General features: G+C 35.6%; 11 protein-coding genes. 8 read left to right on the top strand and 3 right to left on the bottom strand.

What is annotated here, in order from left to right; all coding sequences use genetic code 11:
- Positions 1-3: 3 nt before the first annotated feature.
- Positions 4-1,122, bottom strand: coding sequence for a PQQ-binding-like beta-propeller repeat protein (locus NTX65_16765; protein ID MCX6170988.1), 1,119 nt, complete (start codon positions 1,120-1,122; stop codon positions 4-6).
- A gap of 139 nt (positions 1,123-1,261) precedes the next feature.
- Here NTX65_16765 and NTX65_16760 point away from each other — a divergent pair, with 139 nt between their 5' ends.
- The 7 genes from NTX65_16760 (at position 1,262) to NTX65_16730 (ending at position 9,072) form a co-directional block, all read left to right on the top strand.
- The gene (locus tag NTX65_16760; protein ID MCX6170987.1) at positions 1,262-1,723 is read left to right on the top strand and encodes a cupin domain-containing protein; all 462 of its coding nucleotides are present in this window, start codon (positions 1,262-1,264) and stop codon (positions 1,721-1,723) included.
- Positions 1,724-1,771: 48 nt separating this feature from the next.
- Entirely contained in the window at positions 1,772-2,953 is a 1,182-nt protein-coding gene (pelA, locus tag NTX65_16755; protein ID MCX6170986.1) for a pectate lyase, read from the top strand.
- A gap of 92 nt (positions 2,954-3,045) precedes the next feature.
- Positions 3,046-4,839, top strand: coding sequence for a translation elongation factor 4 (gene lepA / locus NTX65_16750; GenBank protein MCX6170985.1), 1,794 nt, complete (start codon positions 3,046-3,048; stop codon positions 4,837-4,839).
- Between the two features lie 108 nt (positions 4,840-4,947).
- A complete protein-coding gene (gene lepB / locus NTX65_16745; protein ID MCX6170984.1) occupies positions 4,948-5,874 on the top strand; it encodes a signal peptidase I in 927 nt (308 codons plus the stop codon).
- A gap of 117 nt (positions 5,875-5,991) precedes the next feature.
- Complete coding sequence (locus NTX65_16740; GenBank protein MCX6170983.1) at positions 5,992-7,986, top strand: S8 family serine peptidase; 1,995 nt, start codon at positions 5,992-5,994, stop codon at positions 7,984-7,986.
- A gap of 10 nt (positions 7,987-7,996) precedes the next feature.
- Entirely contained in the window at positions 7,997-8,638 is a 642-nt protein-coding gene (locus NTX65_16735) for an O-methyltransferase (GenBank protein ID MCX6170982.1), read from the top strand.
- A 2-nt stretch (positions 8,639-8,640) separates the two neighbouring features.
- Positions 8,641-9,072 (top strand): hypothetical protein, encoded by a 432-nt coding sequence (locus tag NTX65_16730; protein MCX6170981.1) that lies wholly within the window; start codon positions 8,641-8,643, stop codon positions 9,070-9,072.
- Between the two features lie 66 nt (positions 9,073-9,138).
- On the opposite strand, the gene NTX65_16725 is transcribed toward NTX65_16730, so the two are convergent.
- Positions 9,139-9,570 carry an Rrf2 family transcriptional regulator gene (locus NTX65_16725; GenBank protein MCX6170980.1) on the bottom strand — a complete coding sequence of 144 codons (432 nt, stop codon included), beginning with the start codon at positions 9,568-9,570 and terminating at the stop codon, positions 9,139-9,141.
- A 129-nt stretch (positions 9,571-9,699) separates the two neighbouring features.
- A complete protein-coding gene (locus NTX65_16720; protein MCX6170979.1) occupies positions 9,700-10,329 on the bottom strand; it encodes a YigZ family protein in 630 nt (209 codons plus the stop codon).
- Positions 10,330-10,409: 80 nt separating this feature from the next.
- Between NTX65_16720 and uvrA the strand changes: the two genes are divergently transcribed.
- Positions 10,410-13,241: an excinuclease ABC subunit UvrA gene (gene uvrA, locus NTX65_16715; protein MCX6170978.1), complete on the top strand. Its 2,832-nt coding sequence runs from the start codon at positions 10,410-10,412 to the stop codon at positions 13,239-13,241.
- Position 13,242: the final 1 nt, after the last annotated feature.

The following is a 13,242-nucleotide window of genomic DNA, read 5'->3' as shown; positions in this document are numbered from 1 at the left end:
TTATTACCTTATTCCAAAGATTAGAATTGTTCCGGAAGAAGTGGCAGCTAAAAATTTATTATTGCCTGCCTGTATAAATGAAATGATGCTGGTTTCGCCAAAATCGAAAATCTTCTCTTCTTTTAATTTTTTGTCCAATGCATATATGCAGCCATTATTTGTAAAATAGATTTTATCTTGGTATTCAACCGGTTGAGTTCTGGATGAATCGAAAGAAACGTCATGTTTTAGTTGTCTTATAATAGTTCCTTTTTCAGCCGAGAAAAATAAAAACCTTTTATCTTCACTCTTTGCAAAAAGATTTTTGCTGTCATTTGATAGTCCAATCGAAGTGAGGATTTTCGGCTTCTCACTTTTCCAAATCAGAGTCCCTAGTAAAAAGTCAATGCAATAAAGTTGCGAATCTTTCGAAACTGCAAAAACTTTTTTCCCGTCGCAAACAATTTTAGCTTCGGAAAAATCGGTTGTCTCTGTTTCTTTCCATCGCCAGTTTAATAAACCGTTTCTTGCATCAATACAATACAAATATCCGTCTGTGCTGGCAAAAAGTACTTTATTCTGAATAACGAGAGGTGGATAAATAATTTTTCCGCGGGAATCTTTATTCCGCCAATATTCTTGGAGCGTTTCCAGATCAATACAGTAAATTGTTCCGGGTGTGGCTCCAAAAAGTATTGCAGTTTTTGAAGTTGATTGCTTGGGCAAAAATAATTCTTTATCGCCTTCATACTGCATTTCTGTTAAATCTGTGGTAAGAGTGTCATCTAAGCCTATTGATTGGATCTGTTCTCCGTTATGAGCAATGAGAGAAACAATTTCACCATTGGCAGTTCCAATTGCGATTTGTCCGTCTGTAACTAGTGGTCCGGTTACAATCTCAGCTGAAATGTTATGCTTCCAAATCATCTTCCCGGTTGTATCATAGCAAGCTACCGTCCCCGAATTTTCACAAATGTAAATTTTATTCTCCCAAAGAACTGAACTAACAGCGTTAAGAGATTTGATTTCAATTTTTGCATAAATATCAATTGCAGTTGCGGGAGGGTTTTCATTTCCCATATCCTGCGCCATCGAATTTGTAATTGCGGTGACGATTATTATAATGATAAATATTTTTTTCATATCTGATATTTTCCTATCCAAAATTAATAAAAAGAGAGATGACTTACCCTTGTCGCTAAATTGTAATTCCGTTACTATCTGATTATATTTTTGTAGAATAAATAAAAAATCGTTTCAACATTACATCTAGGAGTCGAAGATGCTGGGAGAAAGATCTAAAATCAAAATCTTAATACCTCTCTTATTCATTAGTTTCAGTTGTATTACACTTGCTCAATCAGATCCAGGTGGTAAAAAAAATGCGGATTCTCTTTCATCTAAATTCAATATTGAGAACTGCGTCAATGAATTTTCCATGGAAAAGACTGTGAAGACAGATGCCGGTTATCAATACTGGTTTATTGATAAAAATTTTATTGATGGAAGGACTCTAAAGATGAGTGTTGTCGCACCTCATATGGCAACTCATGCGCCGCATGCTCACACTGAAGATGAATTCTTTTTTATTCTGGAAGGAAAAGCAGATGTCTATTTGAATGGTAAATGGAAATCTGTTGGACCTAATACAAGTTTCTATTGTCCCTCAAACATTGAACACGGAATACGTAACCCCGGCGATAAAGAACTGAAGTATTTAGTCATTAAAAAATATGAGAAATAACAGAACTATAATTCATTTTTATCGACATGTAAAAATCAGAGGTTGAATATGCAAATCCAAAAATTGTCTACATTATTGTTGATGCTGGTTTGTTCAACTTTAATAATCGCGCAGAATAAAATCTCTGAAAAAGAAAATGCTATACCAATCACCGGATTTTATGACAGCTCTCATCACTGGTACGACATAAATGAAGACGATAGAGTAATCTCACCAATGCCAGGGCAACAGAGATATAATCCCAGTGAAATCAGAAAGATTGCAGACAACATATTGCTCTATCAAAAAACAAATGGCGGCTGGCCAAAAAATTATGATATGCTCACGATTTTAACCGACGAGCAACGAGATGCTGTTCTAAAATCAAAAGGGGAATTGAATACAACCTTCGACAACGGTACGACTCATTCGCAAATAGATTATTTGGCAAAAGCGTTTTCAATCACAAATGATGAAAAATATAAAGAATCATGTATTCTCGGGATTGAATTTATTTTATCCGCTCAATATCCAAACGGCGGCTGGCCTCAGTTCTATCCGGACACAAGCGGATATAGAAAATATATAACATTTAATGATGGTGCGATGATTGGTATAATGGAACTACTTAAAAAATTTACCGAAGATGCGCCTCAATTTTCTTTTCTTAACAATGACCTGAGAGAAAAAGTAAAGAATGCTTTTGATAAGGGTTTAGACTGTATTTTAAAATGTCAGATTAAGGAAGGCGATAAATTATATGTCTGGTGTCAGCAGCATGATAATGTAACTCTGCTTCCGCAAAATGCACGAACATTTGAACCGGCATCAATTTGTAATGGTGAAAGTTCAGGAATAGTTCTTCTGCTGATGAGTATCAATAATCCGGATGAAAAAATAATAAATTCAATTCAGAGTGCTGTTGAATGGTTTAAAGATTCTAAAATTTTTGGATTTAGGGTAAAAGAAATTCCGGCTCCTAGAGTTGAATATAAATATCGTACTACAAGTTCAGATAAAGTGATTGAAAAAGATCCGCTTGCGCCTCCAATTTGGGCACGTTATTATGAATTACGAATTCATAGGCCATTGTTCTGTAACCGCGATGGGAAACCCGTTTATTCATTAGCCGAAGTCGATAGGGAGCGAAGGATCGGTTATGGATGGTATATATATTCTCCGCAAGACGTTTTAAACAAATATTCCGAGTGGCAGAAAAAATGGGCACTTGCTAAGAACGTTCTCGAATAGCAAAATCTATTTTTGATCATTTGTTCTTTCATATACAGAATTATTATACCATCATCATTTTTTATATATTTGCGCACTAAAAATTGAGAAACATGATACACATCCGCAATTTCTGCATAATTGCTCATATAGATCACGGTAAGTCTACAATCGCCGATTGTCTTCTAGAAACAACGCACACAATTTCCAAGCGTGAGGCAAAGGATCAGCTGTTAGATAGTCTTGACCTGGAACGCGAACGTGGAATTACAATAAAATCTCATGCAATACAGATGAAATATATTGCAAAGGATAGCTTTGAATACACTCTGAATTTGATTGATACTCCCGGACATGTTGATTTTTCTTATGAAGTATCCCGCTCGCTTGCCGCATGTGAAGGTGCTATTCTGGTTGTTGATGCTGCACAAGGTGTTGAAGCACAAACTATCAGTAATCTTTATATGGCAATTGATGCCGGCCTGGAAATTATTCCGGTTATAAACAAGATCGATTTGCCAAGCGCAATGATTGATGTTGTCCAAAAGCAAATTATAGATTTGATAGGATGCAAAAACGAAGATATAATTTTAGTAAGCGCCAAGGAACGAATCGGTATCGAAGAGATGTTGGAAGCGATTGTTCATCGGATCGCTCCGCCTACAGGAGACGAAAACGCACCGCTTCAAGCACTCGTTTTCGATTCAATTTTTGATTCTTACCGAGGTGCTGTTGCTTACGTTCGTCTTTTCAATGGCGTTATAAAAGAAAAAGATGAAATAAAATTTTTTGTTAATGATAAAAAATATCTTGCAGAGGAAGTTGGCACTTTACGTCTTGGAAGAATTCGAACTGGTGAACTTAGAGCCGGTAATGTTGGATATCTAATACCCGGCGTGAAAGACGTTCACGATGCTAAAGTTGGTGATACCGTTACACATCTCCGTAATGGTGCAGAAAAAGCACTTCCCGGTTATAAAGAAATTAAACCGATGGTTTTCAGCGGTCTCTATCCAACAAGTTCCGATGATTACGAAAACCTACGAGAAGCATTAGAAAAATTCCGTCTCAACGATTCAGCTTTAAGCTATTCTCCTGAAACATCTGCAGCTCTCGGTTTTGGTTTCCGGTGCGGATTTCTCGGCATGCTTCATATGGAGATAGTTCAGGAAAGACTTGAACGTGAATATGATCAGTCAATCGTTACAACTCTTCCTAACGTTGAATACTGGGTTTACAAGAAAAATGGAGATAAAGTAATTGTTGATAATCCCTCTGATATGCCTGCCGTGGGAGATATTGAACACGTTGAAGAACCATATGTAAAAGCACAAATAGTTACCCCTAGCGAATATGTTGGGAACTTAATGCAGCTTGCGATTGAAAAAAGGGGTGTATATAAGAACACAACGTACATTGATCCGACTCGTGCCGATATTGAATTTGAGTTTCCGCTTGCAGAAATTATTTTTGATTTTTATGATAAATTGAAATCGATCTCGCGCGGTTATGCTTCATTCGATTATGAATTTACCGGTTACCGTGAATCGGATTTAGTTAAGATCGATATTTTATTGAACGGTGAAAAAGTTGACGCACTTTCGATTATTTGCCATGAAAAGAAATCTTTTGTGTGGGGACAGAAAGTATGTACAAAACTGAAAGAATTGATTCCGCGGCAAATGTTTGAGATTGCAATTCAAGCGGCTATCGGTTCTAAAGTTGTTTCCCGGACAACTGTGAAAGCGATGCGTAAAAATGTATTGGCAAAATGTTACGGCGGTGATATTACAAGAAAAAGAAAACTTCTTGAGAAACAAAAAGAAGGAAAGAAGCGGATGAAGCAAGTTGGCAACGTTGAAATTCCGCAAGAAGCATTCTTAGCAGTATTACAAATTGATGATTGATTCTTCATCTTGCTCATGATCTTAATCGTGTTCATGATCTTGCTCAAGAACGAGAATATGAAAATAAAATTAATAAACCAGTTCGCATAGAAATTTGAAGAAGGAAACATGGCGCTGTTAAACGAAGAAAAGAAAGAACAATCAAAAGAGAAAAAGTATCCGGTTGCGAAAACCTCAAAACAAAAATTTTGGGAGTTTTGGAAAAATTTATTATTCGCTGCTGTTGCCGCATTTCTAATCAAAACATTTTTTATAGAAACGTCGCGTGTGCCAACAGGTTCTATGGAAAAAACAATTTGGGTTGGTGACTTTCTCTTTGTTAATAAATTTGTATATGGTGCGTCATCGCCAAGAAATATTCCATTCACAAATATTTCTCTTCCATATTTTCAAATGCCCGCTCTTCGTGAACCAAAACGGGGAGATATTGTTGTTTTTGAATTTCCCGGTTCTAAAGATGAATTAATTCCACCCGATATTAGTAACTATGTTAAAAGATGCATCGGAGTACCCGGCGATACAATTGAAATTGTTGACAAAGTTGTTTTCGTGAACGGAAAGGAAGCGCCGCGCGCACCGCAAATTCAATATGCAAATAATTATGTTACTCCAAAGGGAATTGGTAATGAAGGAATATTTCCTAAAGGAAGTAATTACAACGAAGATAATTATGGTCCGCTTGTCGTTCCGAAAAAAGGAGATGTAATTAAACTAACAATTGAAAACATTGAACAATGGCGCACAATTATTGACCGTGAATTTGGAATGCGTGTTGTTACTGTCGATGGCAACAAAATTATGATTGAAGGCAAACCTGTTGATTCATATACATTAAAGCAAGATTATTATTTCATGATGGGAGATAACCGTGACGATAGTTTGGATAGCCGTTTCTGGGGATTTGTACGCCGGGATAAAGTTGTCGGCGAGGCACTTATGATCTATTGGTCATGGGATCCGAGTATTCCATTCTCTGATTTCTTTAACTTGTTAAGTACAGTTAGGTTAGGAAGAATTGCAAAATTAGTCCATTGAGTTTTTGCAAATAAATCTTTAAATCGAAGTGCGAATAGGGAAAAATTATTTCTCAATTCGCACTTTTTTATTTGGTACATTGTTAAATAGAAAAATTCATTTGTCTAAGAGGATTAAATGAGAAAAATCGTCTTTTTGCTAATTCTTATATCTGCTTCATTCATTTCAGCACAAACAAAATATCTGATCTATTTCAAAGATAAAGGTGTATCAGAGGCAAGAGTACTTCAGAAATCTTCCGCCTTATTTAAAATGGCAGAGAAAGAACTCTCACCTAAAGCTATTGAAAGAAGAAAGCAGGTTATGGGTGAGGATAATTATATAACGTATGAAGATATACCCCTCAACGAAGATTATACTACTCAAATTGAGCAGCAAGGAATTAAAATTGTGAACAAATTAAAATGGTTCAATGCGGTGAGCAGTTACTTAACTGATGCTCAAATAAATCAATTGGAAAAATTATCATGTATTACGAAAATTGAAAGAGTTCGGGTGTTCAAATCAAGAACGGATGAAAATCAATTAATCAATCAGAATAATAATGTTCAGCAATTAAATAAAATTGTTTCGACAACTTCTTTGAACTATGGACCCTCGCTGACACAAAATGCGCTCTCAGATATTCCTGTTGTGCATGATTTGGGAATTGACGGCACTGGAGTTTATGTTGGAATTCTTGATAATGGTTTCAATTGGAAAACTCCCCCCTCTTTATCATCCAGAAAAGTTTTAAGAGAATATAATTATGCCACTAATAGTAGCGATGTAAGTAATGCGAATACACATGGGACCGGAGTATTCTCTATCATGGCAGGATATGATCCCGGGCAAATCATTGGACCAGCTTATAACGCAAATTTTTTCCTTGCCAAAACCGAAATTGACAATGGAAATAACGACCTTCATATAGAGGAAGATAACTACGCCGCAGCTCTCGAAGATATGGAAAATGCAGGTGTTGATATCACCAGTAGTTCTCTTGGATATAGTACTTTTGATCCTAACCAAGCATCATATACTTATGCTGATATGAATGGTCATACTACTATTGTCGCACAGGCAGTTAACATTGCATTTGCTAAGGGTGTCTCAACATTTACTGCTGCTGGAAATGAGGGTAACTATTGGGGAGTTAATCAAGGCGGGATTGTTTCTCCGGGCGACGCTCCTAATATAATTACTGTTGGGGCTGTTGATCATTCTAATTTAATGGCTGGTTTTAGCAGCCGTGGTCCAACGTCGGATGGCAGAACTAAACCTGAAGTCGTTGCAATGGGTGTTGATGTGTATCATGTTATTTCTGGAAGTTCATATGGTTATGGCGATGGAACTTCTTATGCGACTCCAATAACGGCAGGTATTGCTGCCTTATTAAAATCAGCCTGGCCACATTTAACTAATGTGCAAATGAGAAAAATCTTTTTTGAATCGGGCGACAACACAGCTAATCCTAACAACGATAGGGGTTGGGGATTGATTTCAGCTAAGAAAGCAATTTCTTATCCAAATCTAAGTGCAGTTAATAATGTTTACAATGTACTCAATAAAATTTTTATAAATGCTGATGGTGTGAATTCTTCAACAGTAAGATTAAATTACAGTATTAATGGAAGTTCTTATCAATCAGTTCCAATGAATCAAGTTACTTTCAATAATACTCTTAAATTCAATTACACAATTCCTGGGTCTACCAACGGCGCTTCTGTAGAATTTTATTTTACTTATCAAACAAGTTCTGGCGGATCTGTAAGTGAACCAGCTAGCGGTACATACAAATTTTCTTTCGGAAGTTATAATATTAGTAATCTGACTTCTGTAGTAAGTAAAAATGAAATTCCATCTCAGTTCAATCTTTCTCAAAATTATCCGAATCCGTTTAATCCGAGTACAATTATCAGCTATCAGCTTTCAACTATCAGCCATGTACAGTTGAAAGTTTATGATGTGTTGGGAAAAGAGGTAGCCGTTCTTGTAAACGAAGTTCAACAACCTGGAAATTATAATTCGCAATTCTCAATTGTCAATTATCAATTATCTTCCGGTGTTTATTTTTATAGATTGCAGACAGATAATTTTACATCAACAAAAAAAATGATGTTGATCAAATGAGAGATTATTGATGACAAAAATTCTTTATGAGAGACAGCAAGTTTATTTATCGTCATTAAGAAATCCACCGGATGCGCTTCTTAAAGAGATGGAAGAATTTGCACTTGAAAAAAAAATCCCGATACTTGACTGGAATTCAGCTGAGTTTCTTGAAGAACTTATTCTCATTCATCGCCCTAAAAGAGTTTTAGAGATTGGAACTGCAATTGCGTATTCATCAATCAGAATTGCAAGACATCTGCGTAAGAAAGCATTATTAGATACTATTGAGAAAAGCAAAGATAATATTACACTTGCAACAGAATTTATTAAACGCGCCAAACTTAATTCATCAATAAATATTCTTGAAGGCGACGCATTAGAAATAATGCCGTCACTCGAAAAAAAATATGATCTGATCTTTCTGGATGCCGATAAACAAGATTATGAAAAACTTTTTTATTATTCATTAATGTTGCTAAAGAAACATGGAATTTTATTTGTTGATAATCTTCTCTGGCATGGTTATCCGGCAGCGAGATCTGTTCCCGCTTCTTATAGCAGATCAACAAAATTTATACGTGAGTTTAATAAATTGTTTGCTAACCAAACGTCTTTAAAAACTACAATCCTTCCTATTGGCGACGGGATTGGTCTTGGAGTAAAAGTTTAGAGATGAACCTAGAATTAACTACAGAAAATATTATGCTAAAAGTTGATGAACTTGCAGAAAATCATCTTCACAACCGTGAAGATCTCGAATTGATTATAGATACTTCAATTAAACAAAATAAAATTTCTCTTCTAAAAGAATTATCCTTTCAAGCAAAATTTTCAAATGGACTTCTTAGAGTCGTGCAGAAAAAAGACACTGCAATTGATGAACCATATTTTTTAAAAGCAGTGGAAGAATATAAAAACAGTATTGAAAAAGTTAGAATAATTCTGGAAGAACTTTTGAGTAATGGATCTGAGTTCATAAGATCTGTTCTTTCAGAAAAATATCTTCAGTTAAATCAGATCAGCCTCACGAATCTTAATATTTTATGCTCGGACTTGAGTTATCTCAAACTTTTTTTTAATGATTTGAAGAACTTCAAAAGTTAGTTTTCTTTTAAAATAAAAAAAGGATTTAAAGCGAAATGCCTTAAATCCTTTTTCTTCAGAATGATTTTATTGTCTCGGTTTCTTCAAAGTCTCTGCGTATTTTTCCGCAACTTCTTGAACCGATTTACTTGAAATAAGACTATAAATTTTATTCCTCAATTCAGCCCATTCATCATGTAAAGGACAAGGATATTCATCAGAACATTCTTTCAATCCGGTAACACATTTTAAATTAATAACAGGACCTTCAACTCTTTCCACTATTTCAAGAATTGAACTTTTTTTAGCAAGTTCGGTAATTTTGAAACCGCCGCCTCTTCCCTTGAATGAATCAACATATCCGTATTTGGCCATCCTTTGTAAAATTTTTGCAAGGTAATGAGCGGGGATGTCTTCATTTTTTGCAATCTCAGAAGACATAATTAGATTTTCTTTCGTTTGTCGAGCTAAGAATAAAATTGCTCTTATTGCATATTCTCCCGTTTTGGTGTAAATCATTTATGCCTCAGCATTTTATTGATATTATTTTTTCCTTTTAAAGGACTATAGGGTGCTTCTTATCCTAAAATCAAATTAAGTAAATAAGGGCTCTTTGTCAAGATATGCCAAATCATAAAAAAAAGCTATTTATTTTTTGTAGAAAATCTGGTCGGTTGTCTTAACGAGAATCTTACTATTCGAAGATGACGATACTTCCGAAGAAAATTTATTTATGATTGAATTTCGAATTAAGCATATTAATTTTGGATTTGGTTCAAAGAGATGATTTTGTATAATAAGTTGATATTTCGAGATTAAATGATGAATTAGGTTGGAATATTCAAACTCATATTCGATTTCGATCATTGCATGTAAGAATTTTTCTTCGGTTTTTGATGATTCTAAATTATGAATTGCGGCATCATAATAAGCTTTACCCAGAGGTCCAACACCAAGTTTTACACCGCCATAGTAGCGAATCACAATAGTTATCAAGTCTGTAAGACCAAAATGACTTTGCGCATTGAATATTCTTTTCCCGGCAGTTCCGCTCGGTTCTCCATCATCTGAATATTTGAATGTGCCGTCAACTAATTGATAAGAATAGCAGTGATGTGTCGCGTCGTAATATTTTTTCTTTAATGATGTTAAAAATGTTATCGCTTCGTCAATATTTTCTATAGGCTTTGAAATTGAGATAAAAGTGGAACCTTTCTCTTTCAATTTGAATTCACTCTCAGAGGAGATAGTTTTTACCTGTTCGGGAAGATTTGTCATAGATTTTTGATCTCATGAAAAATTGATTTTCTAATCTGCATTGTTTACAATAACATTTTAAACTACGGAAATTTATCTAATTGCAGTCTTTAAATAAAATAATAATAAAAGGTGCCCGCGAACATAATCTCAAGAACATCGATTTAGAGATTCCCCGGGATGCATTTATAGTAATTACAGGTCTTTCAGGTTCGGGAAAGTCAACTCTTGTATTCAATACAATTTATGCGGAAGGGCAGAGACGTTATATTGAATCTTTATCAGCTTATGCGCGTCAATTTCTTGGCGTGCTTGAAAAACCCGATGTTGATTTAATTGAAGGTTTAAGTCCGGCAATTTCAATTGAACAAAAATCTACGCATGGTAATCCGCGTTCAACAGTTGGCACTGTAACAGAAATTTACGATTATCTCCGTTTACTTTATGCTCGTGTTGGAAAACCACATTGCTACAATTGCGGTAGAGAAGTGGAGAAACAATCATCGGACCAAATTATTGATACGGTATTAGAAAAGTTCATAGATAAACGTGTAGTTATTTTGGCTCCGGTAATTAGAGGTAGAAAAGGGCACTACCGCGAATTGTTTGCGGAAATATTGGCGGACGGTTTTGTACGTGTACGTGTTGATGCGGAAACTCATGAATTGACCGAAACATTCAAAGTTGATCGGTACAAAGTTCATGATATTGAAATTGTTATTGACCGGATCAAAGTTGGTGAAAAATCCCGTACTAGAATTGCCGAATCAATTGATGTTGCATTGAACTATGGAAACGGAAACGTAATTATTAATGACGGAACACAAGATCATATTTACAGCCGCAATCTTGCTTGTGCTTATTGCGGAATCGGATTTCAAGAACTTGCACCAAATTCTTTTTCTTTCAATTCACCTTACGGCTCATGTCCGGATTGTGATGGACTTGGTGAGAAGAAAGAACTTGATATCAATCTTATTATTCCAGACTGGGGAAAAACAATTAATGAAGAGGGAATTGCGGCTGTAGGAAAACCGAGAACTGTTTGGTTCTTTAACCAGCTTGAAATTATTGCGCAAAAATTTGGATTTGATTACGACACCCCTCTCGAAAAATTTTCTAAAGAACAAATAGATGTATTGTTAAACGGAACAAAAGAAAAAATTCCTTTTACTTATACATACGGCGGAGGAAGAACTGTAACTTATACTCACAAGTTTAACGGTGTAATAAATTATATAAAACACTATTACGATAACACCTCCTCAAACAAAATGCGGGAGTGGGCAGAATCTTTTATGAATACAGCCACATGTTCAACATGCAACGGCGGCAGACTCAAAAAAGAATCGCTTTCGGTAACATTAAACGGTCTCAACATTTCACAATCAACATCAATATCAATTGAGAAAGCAATAAAATTCTTCTCTAATTTAAAATTGAAGCCCCGAGAAGAAATAATTGCACACCAGATTTTAAAAGAAATTAATTCCCGCTTGGAGTTTTTATTGAATGTCGGTCTGGACTATCTAACTCTTGACCGCTCGGCACGAACACTTTCCGGCGGTGAATCACAGCGGATCAGGTTAGCCACGCAAATTGGTTCTCAACTTGCCGGTGTTTTATACGTATTAGATGAACCGAGCATTGGATTGCATCAAGCGGATAATATCAAACTTATTAAATCATTAAAAGATTTACGCGATCTCGGTAATACAGTAATAGTTGTAGAGCATGACCGCGAAACTATTGAAAGCTCGGATTATATTGTTGACCTTGGACCACGCGCCGGTATTCACGGAGGCGAAGTTTGTATAGTTGGTTTTACCGATAAAATTTTGAAATCAAAAAGAGAAGAAAAATCATTAACACTCGATTATCTCAAAGATTTGAAGAAAATTGAAATACCTGAAGAAAGAAGAAAAGGGAATCATAAATTCATTGAGTTAAATGGTGCGAGCGGTAATAACCTCAAATCGGTTGATCTGAAAATTCCTCTTGGTAGTTTTACTGCAATCACCGGAGTGAGCGGTTCCGGTAAATCTTCTTTGATAAATGAAACTCTTGTAAAAATTTTGACGAAGAAAATTTATAACTCTAAAGTGACTCCACTTTCATTTAAAGAAATTAAAGGACTTGAACAAATTGATAAAGTTATAGAGATTGATCAATCGCCTATTGGCAGAACTCCGCGTTCGAATCCTGCAACTTACACAGGATTATTCACGCACATCCGGGATCTCTTTTCGCAATTGCCGGAGTCAAAAATGCGCGGTTACAAAGCAGGAAGATTCAGTTTCAATGTTTCCGGCGGCAGATGTGAAGAATGCCAGGGTGACGGACTAAAAAAAATTGAGATGAATTTCTTGCCTAATGTTTATGTATTATGCGAAGTTTGTAACGGCAAACGATATAATATGGAAACACTTGAAATTCTTTACAAGACAAAATCAATATCCGAAGTTTTAGATATGACTGTTGAAGATGCCGTAGGTTTCTTTGAAGATCTGCCGGCGCTCAATAGAAAAATAAAGGCATTAAATGATGTCGGTCTTGGTTACATCAAACTTGGGCAGCAGGCTACAACACTGTCAGGCGGTGAAGCGCAGAGAGTTAAGCTTGCAGCAGAATTGAGCAAAGTGCAAACGGGGAAAACAATTTATATTTTAGATGAACCGACAACTGGACTTCATTTTGAGGACGTTAATATTCTTCTTAACGTACTTAACAAACTAGTTGATAAAGGAAATACCGTAATTGTAATTGAACATAATCTGGATGTAATTAAAGTTGCCGACTATGTTGTAGATCTGGGACCAGGAGGCGGTGAATATGGCGGAGAAATAGTAGCGACCGGAACTCCTGAAGTTATTGCTCAAAATAAAAAAAGTTTAACGGGCAAATTTTTGAAAAAAGAATTAAACAGAAATTAGG

This window comes from Ignavibacteriales bacterium, assembly GCA_026390795.1.
Classification (GTDB): domain Bacteria; phylum Bacteroidota; class Ignavibacteria; order Ignavibacteriales; family Melioribacteraceae; genus Fen-1258.
This window is presented reverse-complemented; position numbering and strand designations above follow the sequence as displayed.